This window comes from Candidatus Binatia bacterium (assembly GCA_026415395.1).
Taxonomy (GTDB): domain Bacteria; phylum Desulfobacterota; class Binatia; order HRBIN30; family HRBIN30; genus HRBIN30.
The window spans coordinates 35,770-52,002 of the sequence record JAOAHD010000017.1; the positions used below are offsets into that span (position 1 = coordinate 35,770).

Genomic DNA, 16,233 nt, shown 5'->3' on the forward strand with positions numbered 1-16,233 from the left:
GCCCCAAGGTTCTGTTGCGGGCCAGCCTCAAACGTCGCGCCCCGCACGTCAGGAGTACACAATCACGCTCCGCGCAACTTCGCCTTGGTCGATCAAGCTCATTGCCAAGTTGATGTCGTCGAGCTTGAGCTGACGACTGACGAGTTCGTCGAGCTTGATTCGTTTCGCCATGTAAAGGTCGAGAATCCGTGGCATGTCGTACCGAAAGCGCGGCGAGCCATAGTACGAACCGATGACGCCTTTTTCCTCGAGCGGGAAGTTCATGGCCGGGAAGGTCACCTGCTGTCCCAAGGCAGGCACGCCGACAACGACCAGTTTGCCTCCACGCCGTACGGCGGCAAATGCCTGTTGGATCAAATTCGGGTTACCAACGACTTCGAAGACAAAGTCAGCGCCCTTGCCTCCGGTAAGGGCGCGCACCTGATCCGTCCAGTCTCCCTGATTCGGGTTCACCGTATCTGTTGCCCCGAACTGCTTGGCGAGTTCCAGTTTTTTCTCCACGAGGTCGACGGCAATGATGCGCTCTGCCCCGCAAACCTGGGCACCTTGAATCACGTTGAGGCCGACGCCGCCGCACCCGACGACGGCCACGGTATCCCCGGGCTCGACCCGCGCGGTGTTCATTGCCGCTCCGACGCCGGTCATCACGCCACAGCCAACTAGGCAGGCGCTTGTTAAGGGCACATCCTTGCGGATGGGAATCACTGCTTGCTCCGGCACCACGGTGTATTCCGCAAACGAGCCGCACCAATGCCGCAGGGGCTGGCCATTGAGTTGGAAGCGGGTGGTTCCGTCGTACATGGCACCAGACATGGTTGCCATGGCGGCTTTCTCACACAAATGTGGCCGCCCGCGCCCGCAGTCGCGACAGTAACCGCAGGAGTAAAGCCAGGTGAGAACAACGTGGTCGCCTTTCTGCACCGACGTCACTCCCGGACCGACTTCCTCAACGACCCCCGCCCCTTCGTGGCCGATAATGATGGGTGGCATCATGGGAAGCAGCCCCCTTTGAATGCTCAAATCGCTGTGGCAAACGCCGCTGGCGACCACCCGCACCAAAACCTCTCCCTGGTGGGGCTGATCGAGTTGGACCTCTTGTACTCGGAACGGCTCATTCCACGCCTGCAGTACTGCAGCTCTCATCTTGAACTCCTTCCACCGGCTGTCGAAGATGCACCGCTAGTACTGCACGACTTTCGTTAAGGCAACGGAATGCAAAAAGAAGCTCGAAAACCGGTAGCGGTGATTACCGCCGGCGCGGAGCGGATCGGGCGTGCAATCGTACTCGGATTCGCACGCGGCGGTTATGACGTTGTGATTCACTACCGCACGCCCCGCCCGGCGGTAGAGGCAACGGCCGCCTCTGCGCGCGCTGCGGGTGCTCAGGTGGAACTCTACCAGGCAGACCTCGCTACGGCGGCTGGTGCCGCAGGGCTCCTCGACAGAACCGTGTCGCGGTTCCACCGGGTGGACGCCCTCGTTGCCAACGCCGGAGCCTTCGAACGCACCCCGGTGGAGAGCCTCTCCAAAGAAGCCTGCGAGCGGATGTTGCGGGACAACTTGTTCGCGACCCTGTGGGTCGCAAAATTCTTTGGCGTGTGGATGCGGGAGCGCGGTGGCGGCAGCATCGTGGCCTTGGCAGACGTTGCCGCATTACGCCCGTGGCGGGCGTACTTGGCTTACAACGTGGCGAAGGCTGGAGTCGTCGCTCTCGTACGTACACTCGCTAAGGAGCTCGCGCCGCAAGTACGGGTGAACGGAATTGCTCCGGGGCCGATTTTGTTCCCTCCTGGCCTCAGTGCGGAGCAAGAACGGCGAGAGATCGAGCGCACGCTTCTTAAACGCGCGGGAAGCCCGGATCACATTGCAGATGCCGCCCTCTTTCTTTGCCGCAACGACTATATCACCGGAGTGATCCTCCCCGTGGACGGTGGCCGTTTGTTAGGCAACGATGACGGGTATTGAATTCTGGGAAGAAATTTTCGGCCGTCGGGCAGCGGTGGAAATCGAGATTGGTCCTGGGACGGGATCCTTTCTCTGCCACGTCGCGGAGCAGCATCCAGAGGTCAACTTTCTCGCCATCGAAAGTTCACGCAGCCGAGCGGAGAGGCTAACTCGCTTGCTGGAAGAGCGCGGCTTGCGGAATGCCCGTGTGGTTCATGCCGCCGCGCAGTGCGTGATCCAGCACTGCGTACCTCCTGGGAGTGTCCAGGCTTACCACATTTATTTTCCCGATCCGTGGTGGAAACGCCGGCACCACAAGCGGCGCTTGTTCACCCCGGACTTCGCTCGAGCGCTGGCTCGCAGTTTATCACCCGGGGGGCAGGTCTACCTTGCGACCGACGTCCTTTTCGTCTGGACCTTGGCACGCAATTGCTTGGAGCAGCACGGCGGACTGGTCTTAACCTACCTCCGCCCGCCAGCCCGCCCGGTGCGTACGGCGTTCGAACAAAAGGGCCTGCGACGCGGCGCGCAGATTTGGGAGGGCGTTTTTGCACTTCTGCCGCAGTTGTCCGAGCAAGCCGCCACTAGCCAGGAGGTGGTTAGGATCGGGAATAGACCCAGCGAAAGTCATCCTTAACGATTCCGCCGAGCCAAAAGAGCATAGCTCCATACAGGCCGAGCGAAGACAGCGCGACGGCTGGGCCTCCCCAGCCGAGCAGGAACACACCGACGGCGCCCGCCAAAGCACCTGCCGCCACCGCGGGAGCACTCGAGCGCAGGCAGTCAACGACGATATTGCGCGTAGCCGAGAACGCAAACCACAGGGCGAAACCCACTAGGCTGCTGATGAACGTTGCGGCTGCTGCGCCGACTCCTCCGTACGGCGGAATCCAGAGCAGGTTGAGAACAATATTGACCGCGACGGACACAGCACTCACCACCAACAACAACCGATACCAGCCGTGGATCAGAAACACGTTCACATACACGCTCCCAAGGAAGGCCAGGACCATGTTCCAACTCAGCAGCACGGCGGCTGGCCAAGCCGCCTCGTATGTTTCGCCAAAAATCAGCCGTAACGCCTCCGGCGCAATCAAGCTAATGGCCAGAGCCAAGGAGACCCCCGCCGCGGCGAGATAACGGAATCCAGTTAAATAACGGTGACGGAACACCCGTGGGTTCGAGCGGTGGCTTGCAGCCAGCAGCGGAAACAGCGAGAGCATCATGGCCTCCGAGAACATGCCAAGCGCTTCCGTCAGGCGGACAGCGGCCGCATATTCTCCGACGTCCTGGGCTCCGCGCAGGTGAAAAAGAAAGATTTGGTCGATGCGGAGCGCCGTCATGAACAGCAAGGCCAAGAGCCCGACCTGACTTGCTTCCCGCAAGAGGAGTCGCGCGTGCTCGACCACAAGTACCGGCGAGATGCGAACATACGAGCGGACTGCCAGGAGAAAGATCAGTGCAAACAGCAATGCGTTGGCGAGACCAACGATAAACACAGCAGTCACCGAGGGCTTCCAGCGCCAGCAGCAGAGGACCAGGATGAGAAAGCTCACGCTGCCGAGCACGCTGATGGCGTAGTAGGTCCGAACCTGGAGGCGACTCTGAAAGTAAGCGCGCGCTAACAAATCAAAGCCGAACGGCAACGCTGCTGCCGCGAGGCTGAGGCAGACAAATGTCGTGCGGTCCCAGCGGAAGGCCCACCCCAAAACGAACGAGACACTGGCGGCAACCAACCCGAGGCCAAGGCGCAGCCAAAGAGCTGTCCCCAGCAAGACAGGCGCGTCGTGCGGTCGTGCAGCAAGCTCTCGGGTGAGCACACGCTCCATGCCGAGGTCGGACAGAAATCCGAGAAAGAACATAACCGCGCCCACAAATGCGTAAATGCCAAACTGCTCCGCGCCCAGCATGCGCGCCAGAACGATCATCGTCGCCAAGTGCGCAATCTTCTGGAGCGTCATTCCGCTCAGGCCGCTGAAGGAGTTGCGCAAAAGTTGCCGGCTCATGTTCTTCTCTCGGTGCCCCGCATCCGTCTCGCGGCTTCTAACCACGAGACTCGCGGCACACGTGGCACACCCTCAGCAACCGATTGCAAGCCCGGGGCATCACCAGATCACTGCAATCCCAGCTCCCGCAGCGGCAAGCGGCCGGTCAATCCGTCAACAAAGCCGCGAACGAGCCACAAATAGGACTTGATCCGGTCGCCACGGAACAGTCCGGCCACCATCCACCAGCTCACGCCGAGAAAAAAGAGGGTCACGAACTTACACAACTGTGCTGGGCTCGCGTGCTTGCGCGCAAACAGAATGCTGTTGCGTCCGAGAAAATACAAAACGGGGAACGGGCGCGGGCGGTCCGGATGGGCGGCACCAAAGCCCCGGTGGTAAATCACAGCCCGGCCGTTGTAGACGACCCGGAACCCCGCCTTTCGCGCGCGGGCGCACCAGTCGACGTCTTCATGATAGCCGAAGAAATTCTCGTCGAAGCCGCCAACGGCCTCGATGGCCTTCCGAGTCATCATCATCCCATTGCCGATGACCCAGTCTACGTCTTTCACCACGGAGAGCTCCGGGGCATCGGGCACCCGCGAGCCGACTAAGTGTACAAGATCTCGGTGGTAGCGAAGCTCCCCGTATGCTCCCCACACGAGGCGATGGTCTTCGAGCAAGATGTTCTTAGCGCCGACCACGCCAATCCGCTCATCGCTCTTTGCCACCTCGACCAGCTCCGTAAGCAAGTCGGGGTGCAGTTCTGTATCATTGTTCAGCAAGAGCACGTAGTCAGCACCTCGGTTCAAAGCGTCGGCGATCCCGCGATTATTGCCTCCGCAAAAGCCGAGGTTCTTCTCCATAACCAACACTCTTTGCGCCGGGAACCGTCGCTGGATGGCTTCGACGCTGCCATCGATGGAAGCGTTGTCCACCACTGTGGCGCTCCAGTTGGGGTAGCGAATTCGCGGCAACGAGGAGAGGCAACGCAACACGTCCTCTTTGCCGTTCCAATTCAAAATGACCAGCGCAACGTGAGGGTCAGCCATGGTCCTTTGCCTCGGAGCCAACCGAGTGCCACGCGGCGCGGCTAGCCAACCCGAGTTCCTCGACCGGAACGGATCGCTCCAGCAACCCATCCCACACGCCGCGCAGTCGCAGGCGGAAGCCAGCCAGCTCCTTACGCCGCCAACGCAGCGCCCCGTCCTTCATCAGGTTGACCACCAAGTGCACGGCGTATTTTGCTTGCAGGCTTCGACTTGCGTGTTTGCGCACGAACAAGATCGCGTTGCGAGCGGAGAGATAAGTAATTGGGCTTAGGTACCCGCCTCCGTCGGTCGACGCGTGCATTCGGTGCCGGACGACTGCCTGCGGTACGTAGGCTACGCGATACCCAGCCCGACGTGCGCGCACGCACCACTCCAAGTCCTCATGGTACGCGAAAAACCTGTCATCGAAGAGCCCCACCTGGCGCAGCACCTCGGCGCGGATCAACATTGCGCAGCCGCTCACGTAATCGACAACGGCGAACTCGTTAAATTTCGACACGTCTGGCTCCATCCAACCACGCTGCTGAACCAGTGGGCCATGATAAGTCAGCACGCCATAGGCGGTGTGGATCCGCGGTGGGGTCTCTTGAGTCAGCGTCTTCGCACCGACCGCCGCCAGTGTTTCGTCCATGGCCAACACCGTGGTGAGTTGGAGCAAGCAATCAGCTTCCACAACTGCGTCGTTGTTCACGAGGAACACACCATCGGCTCCCAACCGAAGTGCGTGCTCCATTCCGGCATTGGCCCCAGCCGCAAAACCCCGGTTTTCCGGCAAAAGTAGCCAATGCAGCTCACAGCCAACGTTTGCCAACGTTGGGCGAGGATCCTGGGTAGATCCGTTGTCCACGATGACAATATCGTCCGGAACGCGCGTCCCGCGTTCGAGGCTTTCGACGCAGAGACGCGTGAGCGCTGCGTGGTTCCAGTTCACGATCACCGCGGCAACACGCATGCCCAAAACCTAGTGTTGGGGCCGCCGGGCCACAGCCAAAACTCCTCCCGCCACCAACCAGGGCGAAAGCGCGAACGCGATGCGTTGCAATAACCGACCACGCCGATTCAATTCCCACCGTTTGTGCCCAGGCTTCATGTCGAACATTCCAGCGCGGTACCCAAAGAAGGAAGACGAATCCACCCAAAGTCCTTTGCCGAGCGGCAAGTGGAAGTCGTCTGCATACAAGCCCTCGACGCGAAAACCGGCCTCCAACAAAAACTTGCGCAACTCGGCACCCGTGAAACGGTACTCAGCAAACTCCAGTTTGAGGCCACGGCGACGCTTCTGCCAGTCGCGCAAACGCCGCAAGTGATTAATCACGCAGCGCCGCCAGGGATTGTTGTACGGTACCGATACCAAGGCCACTCCCCCTGGCTTGAGCACGCGATACAACTCGCGCAGCGCGGTAAGCGGGCCCGCCTCGTCGTGCTCGATCACCCCCAACGAAATGATGCCGCCAAGACTGCAATCCCGCAGCGGCAAATGCAGCGTGTCCGATGCAAACACCCACCCGCGGGCTCCGTTCTTCGCAGCAGCGGCCAGGGCGGGACGAGCGAGATCAGTACCAAGAACCTTAAAGCCCCGCTGCCGCAAATAAATCACCCAACGCGCCAAGCCACAGCCGGCATCCAGGATCCAACCATCGCGCGGCAACTCCCGCAAAAAGACCGGCAGGGTGGTTTCGAAATCGCAGAGCTCCACGTGATCGGCGACCGTATCGAAACTCCAAAAGATCTGGCTCGCCTCAATGCCCGTGTTGACGGTATAGTACTTGAAGCTCACGATTCGTCCCCCTCCTCCCTTAATCCCAGTTCCACAAAGGGGATTGGCCGATCACGCAACGCATCCAGCATGCCCCGCACCTTGAGGCGTACTCCCTCTTGTTCACCCGTCAGGGCGCGCCGCAAATACTGCAACGGAAGCGTGCCCAACTGAAAGCACGCAAATTTTGCGCGCTGAAAAACATTCCCGTGCTTTTGCACGAACAAGACCATGTTACGTCCTGCCAGGTATTGGCGAACGCTCACAAAGCGCCGACCGCCGGAGCTTCCATGCCCTTTGTGCAAAATTCGCCCCTGCGGGGCAAAGACAACCCGGTAGCCTTTGCGGCGCGCGGTTGTGCACCAATCCACGTCTTCGTGGTACGCAAAGTAGGCATCGTCGAACAAACCCACATCAAGAAGGGCTTCTCGGCGCAACAGCATGGCCGTGCCTGGAACCCAGTCGACGTCGCGCTCTTCCGTGAAGCGAAAGTCGTCCGGCCAATAATATCCGATGAGCCGTACAAGCCCTTGGCGGTATGTGACGTAACCATAGGCCACCCAAATCCGTGTAGGATCGTCCCACGCCAAAATCTTCACTCCAACTGCTGCGATCCGTGGATCCCTTTCCGCCGCACGCACCGCCCAGTGGAGAACGTCGGGTTCTACGACGGTGTCGTTATTCAAAACAAAAACGTAGTCCGCCCCGGCATCCAGCGCGCAGCGAATGCCCGCGTTGTTTCCCCCCGTGTAGCCCAGGTTTCGTGCCAGGCGGATGCACTTCACGGCCGGAAATTGCTCCCGGATTGCGCTCGTGGGATCCACACGCGATCCGTTATCAACGACGATGACCTCGAAGCTCGGGTAGTTGAGTCGTTGCAAGCTCTCCAAGCACGCGATGGTGTTCTCGTAACCGTTCCAATTCAGTACGACGATGGCGACCTTCGGCGCCGAGCGATCCTGACTATCCATGCAGCGCCTCGCGATACACGTTCAACGTCTGCTCTGCGGTGAGGGACCAAGAGAAGCGCCGCGCGCGCTCCAGGCCTCGCTGACGCAACTCGAGCCGCAGTTCCGGATCGCGACACAGCCGCGAGAGCGCGTCTACTAGGCTGGGCACGTCGAGCCGAGACAAATAAAACGCAGCCGTACCAAGAACCTCTGGAATCGACGTATGCTCTGGAGCCACTACGGGGCAGCCGCAAGCCATTGCTTCTAAGAACGACAAACCGAAGCCCTCGTACCCAGACGGGCTGCAAAATGCGAGCGCGTTTCGGTAGAGGGCCGCGAGGCTCTGGTCCTCCACCTCGCCAACATACATGAGCCCGTGCGGGGGGCGGGCGAGAAACCAGGGCGAGTAACCGGGGCGGCAGCGGCCCGCCAACACGAGATACAAGCCAGGAACCCCTAAGTGCTGGTAGGCTTGCACGAGCAGTTCCACGTTCTTCCGCGGTTGTAAGGTGCCGGCGTAAAGGATGTACGGCGGCTTCACACCGTGCCGTTGTAAGATCGCGGCATCGGCGGCGTGCGGTCCGGGCTCGAACACCTCCCGAGCAGCGAGCGGGACTATGGTTACTCTGTCCGAAGGAACGCCCAGGGTGGTACAAAGGTCATCTCGAGCATGCGCGCTGTCAGTAATAATGCGCCGGGCCATGCGAACCGAGAGCGGAACGAGCACCCGTTGGTGCACTCGCTGCAGCCACGCAAACGACTTCGGTTGGTGAAACACAGCCAAGTCGTGCACCGTGACCACCTTGGGCAGTCGTAAGTGCAGAGGCAAGGTTCCTTTCGTTCCGTGGTACAGGTCGATGCGCTTGCTTCGCAACGCCGCAGCAGCCCGCTCCTCCCAGAACCCTTGCTCCCAGGGGTGGCGGAGCGGAATTTCGATCACGTCCTTGATCGCGCCATTCGCACTTTGCAGTCCTGCGGCGCGGTCGCACACGATGGTAAGTTCATGCTCGCCAGGAGTTCGCGCCAAAGCGTGAATCAGCTCGCTTGCGTAGCGCGCCGGCCCACCTTGCACGCTTAAGATCGCTCCTATGGCAATACGCATGGATGGCCATCCAAGGGTGGATTGTGCAGAGCTCCAGCTCGCCCGGCCACTCCGAGCCGGACTCCCCGCAGCATTGCAGCGACTACTCGCCACTGCCCGCGCGCGGCGTAGAGGATCGTGCTGCTCACAAGCAGACAGGATACCAAGGGAATCGCGATGACCCATTGCCACCATGGCACATGAGCGCGCACCAGCAGGAGAAGGTTGCGCGACTTCAGTGCGGCGCTCGTCGGGGTCAGGCCCCGCCCAAAACCGCGCCAGCCCTCGTGCTCTACCTCCGCGCGCGGGACCACGGCGATCTGGTAGCCGTGCTGTCGCGCTCTTAAGCACAGGTCAACTTCTTCATAGTAGGCGAAGAGATCCTCGCGGAAACCGCCCAGGCGTTCCCAACAGCTAACCGCGAGCAGCAAGCAACAACCGACGACTCCTTCCACGAGCCGGTAAGGCTCGCGCGTCGCGCGATACCGAATGAGAGCACGCGGCAGCGCCAAGAGTGACGCTCTCACGCGCTCCCCGACAGAGAGTACGCGCCGCGAGCTGCGGTCGATCACGACCGGTCCGACGATTCCCACATTAGGAATTTCCTCGGCCACCTCCAACAGAGTGCGGCACGTGTTGGGTTTGAGGATGGTATCCTGGGTGAGCAACAGCACCCACCGACAGCCACGAGCAAGGGCCCGCTCAATCCCTTGATTCGCTGCGGCGGCAAAGCCGCGATTCGTTTCGTTCCACACAAACTCCACCCTGGGATCTGACCCAGCGCAGGTCAGCAGCGCTTGTCGGTCTCCGGCGCCGGAATTGTTGTCGACAACGATGACGAAGGGGTCGACTTGCTCTTGTCGGAGCGCAGACTGGAGGCTCCCCGCGGCAATTGGCCCACCGTTCCAAGTCACCAAGCAAACGGCGATCGATTGCTTTGCGCTCATTCAAGAGAGGCAACAAATGTCGAAGCGAAGCGCTCCGCTTGTTTTGGAGCGGCAAACTGCTCCTGCATCCAGCGTGCGGCATTGGTTGCTATGCCAGTGAGCTTCTCGCGGTCACGACGAAGGTCTAGGAGAGCGTTTGCTAATGCCTCCGGGTTATCGGGCGGCACGAGTATGATTGTCTCGTTGTGTTCGAAGACTTCCCGTACGGCCGGTGTATCCGCTGTCACTACCGTCCGGCCAACCGCGCTGCACTGATACACTTTGTTCGGAATCACCATCGCCGCCTTCTCGTTAGCGGCAAAAATTCCCAGACACACGTCATGGTCCGCAATCAGCTTCGGTATCTGCGCGTAATCGATCCAACCTCTCCGGGTCACATTTCCTGAGGGCAGCTCGGCAAGCTGCCGGGCGACCTCCGCGTCCAACCAGCCGCGACCGCAAAATGTGAAGCGGATGCCTGTCTCCCGGGCTAACAACCTTGCCGCAGAAATCATCACGCCAACTCCGTGTAGCGGCAACAACGACCCGTAGAACAAGACCCGGAGGGTCGCGTCACTTTTCCGCGGCGGGCTGGGTCGAAAAGTTTCCGTATCATAACCGAGGTGGAACACTCGCACTTTCTGATCGCTGACGCCAAAGGTGCGCCGGAGATAGTCGGAATGGGTGTGCGTGTCGATGATGACGCGATCGGCCAAGTTCAAGCTTCGGCGGTCGAGCCAGCCCGCCAGTCGTACCGCTGACGGTGAGCTCGCGGACAACCCCCGATCGAGAACGGTTTCCGATACGGTGACCAGCGGCGCAAACACGAGCTTACGCTGGCGAGTCTGCCTCAACAGCGAGGCCAACAAGACGTCGAGTTGGCCACGGAATCCCGCCACGAGAATCTCGGCCGGACACCGCGCGAGCTGCCCCCATAGGCGCGCGGCGCTGGCGACGTAGCGAGCGGCGAACCACAGTAGATGGCGCGGGCGGGTGAAAGCGGGCGAGGTGAGCGGCGACTCTAAAAACGGCTGGTGGCAGCGTACGATACGGAAACCAGCATCGACAGCCGCTTTTTCTAGAATCCGGCTGACGGTGTATGAAGAAGGGTAGGTTCCGTAGAAGCACAGATTCGGCTTCGTTGCCCGGCAAGAGCCACTCTGACTCAAGTCCGCCCCCCTTGTCGGCGGGCCGTGTCCACATGGGGCAATCCGACCTTCTCGACAGGTGGCAACTGCTCGCGCAACTCTAGGCAACGCAAGCGGAACAACACGTCCTCGATGAGATTCCGATTTCCAGCGATTAAGTCTGCCACTAGGCCAATTAAAAGAGTCTGGAAGCCGATGATGATCAACAGTACCGTCAACAACAGGGACTGGATGTGGCCACCGCCCGAGCCGGTCCAGTAGAAGTACAAAAACCGGATCCCTGGGATCATCCCAGCGAAGATGAGGAGCCCGCCCAGATACGCAAACACCTTCAACGGCTCGTAGAGCGCATAAATCCGCACAATTGTGGCCGCGGACCTCTTCACGTACTGCCAGAGAGAGTTGAAGAGCTTGGATTCCCGTGTTGGGTAACTCCGCACCGGCACGTGTGTTACCGGCAGGCGTTTCTTCCCTGCCTGGATGATGGTTTCGATCGTGTACGTGAAGTCCGAGATCACATTGAGTCGGAGGGCAGCTTCCCGACTAAAGGCTCGGAACCCACTGGTTGTGTCAGGGATCGCGGTTCCTGAGAGGGTGCGCACCACCCAACTTCCGTACCGTTGCAAAAGTCGCTTGCTCCGCGAGAAGTGGCGCACCGACGCCGGGTCGCGATCACCAACTACCATGTCCGCTTGCCCTTCCAGAATCGGGCGAATCAGGGCAGGAATGTCAGCGCCGTCGTACTGGTGGTCGCCATCGGTGTTAACGATGATATCAGCCCCGAGGCGTAAACAGGCATCCAAGCCGGCGCGGAACGCACGTGCCAAGCCGCGGTTATTGGGGAAGCGCAAAATGTAGTCTGCACCCTCTTGACGGGCGACCTCTGCCGTGCGGTCGCGCGAGCCGTCGTCGATGACCAGAACTTCCACCTCGTCGACTCCGGGTATAGAACGGGGCAAGGAACGCAGTGTGGCGGCGAGGTGTTGTTCTTCGTCGAGGCAAGGAATCTGAATAATCAGCTTGCGCGGTTTCATGGTGTCAGTTCAAACAAGTTGTCACTAGCCGCAACACGAGTCAAACCTTCCACCCCAAGATCGAAACGACTGTAGGCCCATGTTGATCGAGAGCGTCCTAGCGGCGGTTCGCGCAGGCTTGTGGGGCGCCTTGTGTCTCTACATCCCAGGCCGCGCTTGGTCGGCCTGGCTCTACGGCCACGTTCCGCTTTCCCGCACTGCCGCGTCGCCACTGTTCTTCGAAGTCACCGCCAGTGTCGTAGCAACAACTTGGGTCGGCTTTTTCCTGCTTGAAGCTGGCGCCTGGTCTCCCATCACCCTCGCCACGACCCTCAGCATGCTCTCGGTGCTCGGCTTTTGGTTATCGCGAGGCCACAGCCGCCCGCGGTATTGCCGCGAGGATGCGCAGCTGATCGGGCTTGCAGCAATCTTGTGTTGCTGGCTCTTTCCTCCATTAGAGGCTCGCTTTTCCGCCGGAGACGCCACAGGGTATATCGCGGCGGGAATCCACGCCGCACGCGCGGGCGGTTTCGCGTTCAGTGACCCAACGATCGGCTTGATCGATATCGATTTAAGGCGAGCTCTCTTTCCGAGCGTCGCCGCCGATCGCGGCTCCCCTCCTTATCTTCGTTTGGAGGGTGGCTACGTTTTGCGCTCGCTTGATGGCGATGCGCTGCTGCCTGCATTTCACCATGGCATCGTTCCTTGGGTGGCTCTTGCAGCTTCGGTGTTGGAGATGGACCAGGTCGAATGGATCTTCGTCGTTTTTGGCGTGCTTGCCTTTGCGGCGATTTTCGCCACCGCTCGCTCGCTCGGAGCACCGCCACTCCTCTCCCTAGGTGCCGCTGCGTTAGCAGCGACCCAACCAGCTTTGTTTTTTTATGCCCGCTTTCCCATGCCGGAAATGCCCGCTGCATTCTTTCTGTGGGCTGGGGTGGCGATGGCCGGGTACAGTGCTGCAAGCGGACGCCTCACGGCGCTTGCCAGCCTAACTCTGGGATGTGCCGCCCTGTTACGGTTGGAGAACGCCTTCTTGGTTATTGTGGCTCTCGCCTTTTGCGCCGCCTTCGTTCCGGGCGTCAGCAACAAGCGAGCCCTACTGCTGCCCGCGTTTCTACTCAGCATTCAGGCACTCCTGCACGCTTACCTCTGGAGAACCCATTACTGGGGTAACCTCCTCAACCTTCTCCGTACCCACCAAATTGCGATCGCGGGCATTTTGGCCGGATGCGTGGCCATGCTCTTGGCCGCGAGGCGCAGCGACCGCTGGCGCAACACTTCGATGCCGCTTTGCGAAGCTCGCACGGTTTTTGCCGGGCTGGTCGTCCTGGCGCTGGTGAGCACTGGCTTTTTGCAGGCCTGGGTGCGTCACGGCACTGAGTGGGATTTGCTACGAGCCGCTTCTGGTGGCTTCCTGGCGCCGTTCGGCCTCTTCAGTTTACTGCTGGCGGCAGTGCGGGCTCCATTACGGGTGCCGCAGGTTTTATTCGTCATCCTCACCCTTGAAGCTGCGGTGATTTTTTTTCTCGCGCCGAACGCGACCCCAGTCAGCTTCTGGGTTGTACGGAGGGCGGTTCCGCTCCTGCTGCCTGGGCTTTGTCTCGCGCTAGTCGCCGCGGTCGTTTCCTGCACCTCCCGAATGCAACGCAGCCGCCAGTTGCTGCTCACAGGCGCGATTATGGTGACCGCTCTATGGACGCAATACGGAGCGCTGAGTTTGTTGCTCAGGCAGCATTATTTCGCTGGCGGTCGCCTCCACTTTAAAATGTTGGAAGGGTCGCTGATGCCGCACTCCATCCTCATCATGAGTGGTAGGCTCGCACCATTGAGCTTTGCTCCTCTCCTTTGGGCCACAACGCAAAGCCCGGTTTACTATGTCGGCAACCCGCAGAATTGGCTGTTTTCCGACCTCGTACGCACGCTTGCTGCGGCTGGAAGACCAATTTACCTCGTACAGCCGTCGCATCTGCCCGTCCATTCACCATCTGGCAAAAGCGGGCACTGGCTGCCGCAGCTTCGCTATGCCTTTTCTACCACGAGCCCTTTCCACCAGGCTCGTCCGGAAGACGGAGCTTGGCAAGACGTCGATCTCAGCGTCTATCGTTGGTCCCCTTAAAGGGGTCAAAATCCAGCCCCTAGTATCTTCGACCTTTCCGCTCTGGCCGGATGGAAACCGGTTCCATCCTGAGGGGCTAAGCAAGAATCCAAGAAAGAAAAAGGGCGCCCAGGTAAAACCTGGGCGCCCAAAAGTAGCGGCATCTTTTTTCGCGACCGCGGGTCTAGTTTAGGATGCCCGGACGCGCGACAACGTTACCATCATCGCAGTTCACCACCTCGGCACTCAAGATTTCCACGTTTTGCCGGGCCAGACCAGGCGGCTGCGAATTTTGCGTCAAGCACTGATCAAGTAGAATCGTCCCCAAAACCACACCTCGTGGATTGGCAATAAAGCAGTTGCTGGGACCAATCGGGCAGTCCACAGTCGTATCCTGGAAAGTGACCAACTTATTGCTTCCCGACGGATTCTTCGTCGTTACTCCGGAGCGGGTGGTGCGCAACGTGAGGCGTACTTTCACGCGTTGGCCGTTCTGCATGCCGAAGGCCAACAACTTCACTTTCCCCTGCCCGCCCGTTGCAGGGAAACGGCGCACATCAAGCCGACCAAACGTCATCGATGCTCCAACCGGGTTCGTGCCGCCAGGCGGTGGCAGCGGATCGGAGTGAGTTGCAAAACATCCCGTGGCAGGCAGGTTCGAAGGAGACACTACTGTCAACCCGCTTGGCGTACACGAGTCAAACGCACGGGCAAGCCAGGTCGAGTAACGAATGGCCCTCGTCGGAAAACCGCTCACCTGCGCCGACACTGGCCCAGCCGTCGCCACCGTCACACCGATTAACGTCGTTAGCCAAAGCTTCTTCATTGTTCCCTCCCTCTCGTTCTCGCTTTCACTTCGCCATGTTACCGCAGCACGCCTGCCCGAGCCAGTTCTTTGCCCGTGGCCACATTCACCAAACTCGCATCCAACACTTCAATGTTATTGGTACCCGTTCCTCCGCCCAGGTTCGAATTGGGCGCAAGGCAAGCGTTCAGGTCCGTCGCGCCAAGGATCGAGCCGTTCGGACGCACAACAAACGCATTCGGTGCGGGGGGGCAATCCACGGTGACGTCAGCAAAAGTGACCGTGGCACCCGACTTTGTCGGATTCTTCGTGCTCACCCCCTGCCGTGTAACCCGGAGATTGAGCCGCACCCTGACACTCTCACCAAAGGTGAGGCCCCGGGCATAAAGGCGAATTTTTCCGGACTTCGCCACCCGCAAGCGGGCAAAGTTATAGGGCAACACACTATCGGTCACCGAGTTTGCGGCTAAACAACCAGTATTCGGGACGTTTGTCGGTGAGACCACCGTGAGACCTGACGGCGTACACGCATCATATGCGCGCACCATCCAGGTGTCATAAGACGGAGCCTTTTTCGGATAACTTGGCAAGGTTTGCCCGAGGGCAGAAGAACTCAGCCCCGCGACGAAGCTCAACACAGCCAACGACACAAGCACTCGCATGCCGAACCTCGTTTCAACCGACCGGATCATCATTGCTGCCTCACGTGCCTTCGTCTGCCTCATCGGAGCACCCCCGGTCGTGCGAAAACCTTGTTGCCGTTGTCCACGTTAACCAACGCAACCTCTTCAATCTCGATATTCCCCGTGGCCAAGCCAGGATAAGGAGCCAGACAATCCGCCAAATCAATCGAGGCGCCCAGCGCGCCAGTGGGGTAAACGATCACGAAACCAAACGGCGGAGGCCCACAGGTGACGACCTGGTCCGCAAAGGTTACGCGCGCGTTAGTCTTCGAGGGATTTTTTGTATTGACTCCGAGCTTTGTCACTCGCAGCGTCAACTGGACCTTGACGCGCCCGCCTGGAGTCATGCCCCGGCCGAAGACCTTAATTTTGCCGCTTCCCTTCAGAATCCGCACCTTGCCAAAGTCCATCTTCATCTGGTCGTCGACAACCGAGGCCGTGGTTAGGCAACCCTGCGCAGGGAGACCAGGACTCACCACTGTGAGGCCACCAGGCGTGCAGGGGTCAAACGCACGGACCAACCAAGCTGAGAACGACCGAGCTACCAACGGGAACTGAGCTTGCGCCCAGGCACTCCCTCCGCCGAGCAACAAGCCCACAAAGGCTCCCGCTACGGCCATTCGCCAATGCACTTTCATGCGCTCCCTCCTGTTTAAGGTCCTCTCCCCGAAACGCTAGTTCAACAAGCTACTCGGGACGCATACTCCAACAGTTGTTACGCTTTGTCAAGAGCAAACCTCTTCGGCACTCGAGGGCCAAAACGCCCAGGGTTGATCCGCCACAGTTCGCGGGGCA

Annotated in this window: 16 protein-coding genes; 3 read left to right on the forward strand and 13 right to left on the reverse strand. The window is 60.0% G+C overall.

The window, feature by feature from the left end; translation table 11 throughout:
• Positions 1 to 48: 48 nt before the first annotated feature.
• Positions 49 to 1,143 carry a Zn-dependent alcohol dehydrogenase gene (locus N3C12_13225; protein MCX8073394.1) on the reverse strand — a complete coding sequence of 365 codons (1,095 nt, stop codon included), beginning with the start codon at positions 1,141 to 1,143 and terminating at the stop codon, positions 49 to 51.
• A gap of 69 nt (positions 1,144 to 1,212) precedes the next feature.
• On the opposite strand from N3C12_13225, the gene N3C12_13230 reads away from it, so the two are divergent.
• Together N3C12_13230 and N3C12_13235 are read left to right on the forward strand one after the other, a co-directional pair.
• A complete protein-coding gene (locus N3C12_13230) occupies positions 1,213 to 1,965 on the forward strand; it encodes an SDR family oxidoreductase (GenBank protein MCX8073395.1) in 753 nt (250 codons plus the stop codon).
• Positions 1,952 to 2,581, forward strand: a complete 630-nt coding sequence (locus tag N3C12_13235) for a tRNA (guanine(46)-N(7))-methyltransferase TrmB (GenBank protein MCX8073396.1) — start codon at positions 1,952 to 1,954, stop codon at positions 2,579 to 2,581. The genes N3C12_13230 and N3C12_13235 overlap by 14 nt, the downstream gene beginning before the upstream one ends.
• On the opposite strand, the gene N3C12_13240 is transcribed toward N3C12_13235, so the two are convergent.
• The 9 genes from N3C12_13240 to N3C12_13280 form a co-directional block, all read right to left on the reverse strand.
• On the reverse strand, positions 2,544 to 3,950 hold the full coding sequence (locus N3C12_13240) for a flippase (GenBank protein ID MCX8073397.1): 1,407 nt from the start codon (positions 3,948 to 3,950) through the stop codon (positions 2,544 to 2,546). The genes N3C12_13235 and N3C12_13240 overlap by 38 nt on opposite strands.
• Before the next feature lie 107 nt (positions 3,951 to 4,057).
• Positions 4,058 to 4,981, reverse strand: a complete 924-nt coding sequence (locus N3C12_13245; GenBank protein MCX8073398.1) for a glycosyltransferase family 2 protein — start codon at positions 4,979 to 4,981, stop codon at positions 4,058 to 4,060.
• On the reverse strand, positions 4,974 to 5,933 hold the full coding sequence (locus N3C12_13250; GenBank protein MCX8073399.1) for a glycosyltransferase family 2 protein: 960 nt from the start codon (positions 5,931 to 5,933) through the stop codon (positions 4,974 to 4,976). The genes N3C12_13245 and N3C12_13250 overlap by 8 nt, the downstream gene beginning before the upstream one ends.
• Before the next feature lie 9 nt (positions 5,934 to 5,942).
• Positions 5,943 to 6,758, reverse strand: coding sequence for a methyltransferase domain-containing protein (locus N3C12_13255; protein ID MCX8073400.1), 816 nt, complete (start codon positions 6,756 to 6,758; stop codon positions 5,943 to 5,945).
• Entirely contained in the window at positions 6,755 to 7,708 is a 954-nt protein-coding gene (locus N3C12_13260; GenBank protein MCX8073401.1) for a glycosyltransferase family 2 protein, read from the reverse strand. The genes N3C12_13255 and N3C12_13260 overlap by 4 nt, the downstream gene beginning before the upstream one ends.
• Positions 7,701 to 8,789: a glycosyltransferase family 4 protein gene (locus N3C12_13265; GenBank protein MCX8073402.1), complete on the reverse strand. Its 1,089-nt coding sequence runs from the start codon at positions 8,787 to 8,789 to the stop codon at positions 7,701 to 7,703. The genes N3C12_13260 and N3C12_13265 overlap by 8 nt, the downstream gene beginning before the upstream one ends.
• Positions 8,774 to 9,715 (reverse strand): glycosyltransferase family 2 protein, encoded by a 942-nt coding sequence (locus N3C12_13270; protein ID MCX8073403.1) that lies wholly within the window; start codon positions 9,713 to 9,715, stop codon positions 8,774 to 8,776. Before N3C12_13270 ends, N3C12_13265 begins: the two co-directional genes overlap by 16 nt.
• On the reverse strand, positions 9,712 to 10,863 hold the full coding sequence (locus N3C12_13275; GenBank protein ID MCX8073404.1) for a glycosyltransferase: 1,152 nt from the start codon (positions 10,861 to 10,863) through the stop codon (positions 9,712 to 9,714). Before N3C12_13275 ends, N3C12_13270 begins: the two co-directional genes overlap by 4 nt.
• Positions 10,860 to 11,876 (reverse strand): glycosyltransferase family 2 protein, encoded by a 1,017-nt coding sequence (locus tag N3C12_13280; protein ID MCX8073405.1) that lies wholly within the window; start codon positions 11,874 to 11,876, stop codon positions 10,860 to 10,862. The genes N3C12_13275 and N3C12_13280 overlap by 4 nt, the downstream gene beginning before the upstream one ends.
• 79 nt (positions 11,877 to 11,955) lie before the next feature.
• Here N3C12_13280 and N3C12_13285 point away from each other — a divergent pair, with 79 nt between their 5' ends.
• On the forward strand, positions 11,956 to 13,971 hold the full coding sequence (locus N3C12_13285) for a hypothetical protein (GenBank protein ID MCX8073406.1): 2,016 nt from the start codon (positions 11,956 to 11,958) through the stop codon (positions 13,969 to 13,971).
• 163 nt (positions 13,972 to 14,134) lie between these two features.
• Here N3C12_13285 and N3C12_13290 read toward each other — a convergent pair whose 3' ends face one another.
• Genes N3C12_13290 through N3C12_13300 form a run of 3 tightly spaced genes read right to left on the reverse strand, consistent with a single transcriptional unit; the run spans position 14,135 to position 16,076 of the window.
• A complete protein-coding gene (locus N3C12_13290; GenBank protein MCX8073407.1) occupies positions 14,135 to 14,776 on the reverse strand; it encodes a hypothetical protein in 642 nt (213 codons plus the stop codon).
• Positions 14,777 to 14,814: 38 nt separating this feature from the next.
• Positions 14,815 to 15,417 (reverse strand): hypothetical protein, encoded by a 603-nt coding sequence (locus N3C12_13295; GenBank protein MCX8073408.1) that lies wholly within the window; start codon positions 15,415 to 15,417, stop codon positions 14,815 to 14,817.
• 59 nt (positions 15,418 to 15,476) lie between these two features.
• Positions 15,477 to 16,076 (reverse strand): hypothetical protein, encoded by a 600-nt coding sequence (locus N3C12_13300; GenBank protein MCX8073409.1) that lies wholly within the window; start codon positions 16,074 to 16,076, stop codon positions 15,477 to 15,479.
• Between the last annotated feature and the right edge of the window lie 157 nt (positions 16,077 to 16,233).

Excerpts from the sequence above, each read along its gene's own strand:
- N3C12_13225 (MCX8073394.1), bottom strand. The coding sequence starts at position 1,143 with ATGAGAGCTGCAGTACTGCAGGCGTGGAATGAGCCGTTCCGAGTACAA.
- N3C12_13230 (MCX8073395.1), top strand. The coding sequence starts at position 1,213 with ATGCAAAAAGAAGCTCGAAAACCGGTAGCGGTGATTACCGCCGGCGCG.
- N3C12_13235 (MCX8073396.1), top strand. The coding sequence starts at position 1,952 with ATGACGGGTATTGAATTCTGGGAAGAAATTTTCGGCCGTCGGGCAGCG.
- N3C12_13240 (MCX8073397.1), bottom strand. The coding sequence starts at position 3,950 with ATGAGCCGGCAACTTTTGCGCAACTCCTTCAGCGGCCTGAGCGGAATG.
- N3C12_13245 (MCX8073398.1), bottom strand. The coding sequence starts at position 4,981 with ATGGCTGACCCTCACGTTGCGCTGGTCATTTTGAATTGGAACGGCAAA.
- N3C12_13250 (MCX8073399.1), bottom strand. The coding sequence starts at position 5,933 with ATGCGTGTTGCCGCGGTGATCGTGAACTGGAACCACGCAGCGCTCACG.
- N3C12_13260 (MCX8073401.1), bottom strand. The coding sequence starts at position 7,708 with ATGGATAGTCAGGATCGCTCGGCGCCGAAGGTCGCCATCGTCGTACTG.
- N3C12_13265 (MCX8073402.1), bottom strand. The coding sequence starts at position 8,789 with ATGCGTATTGCCATAGGAGCGATCTTAAGCGTGCAAGGTGGGCCGGCG.
- N3C12_13270 (MCX8073403.1), bottom strand. The coding sequence starts at position 9,715 with ATGAGCGCAAAGCAATCGATCGCCGTTTGCTTGGTGACTTGGAACGGT.
- N3C12_13280 (MCX8073405.1), bottom strand. The coding sequence starts at position 11,876 with ATGAAACCGCGCAAGCTGATTATTCAGATTCCTTGCCTCGACGAAGAA.
- N3C12_13285 (MCX8073406.1), top strand. The coding sequence starts at position 11,956 with ATGTTGATCGAGAGCGTCCTAGCGGCGGTTCGCGCAGGCTTGTGGGGC.
- N3C12_13290 (MCX8073407.1), bottom strand. The coding sequence starts at position 14,776 with ATGAAGAAGCTTTGGCTAACGACGTTAATCGGTGTGACGGTGGCGACG.
- N3C12_13295 (MCX8073408.1), bottom strand. The coding sequence starts at position 15,417 with ATGCGAGTGCTTGTGTCGTTGGCTGTGTTGAGCTTCGTCGCGGGGCTG.
- N3C12_13300 (MCX8073409.1), bottom strand. The coding sequence starts at position 16,076 with ATGAAAGTGCATTGGCGAATGGCCGTAGCGGGAGCCTTTGTGGGCTTG.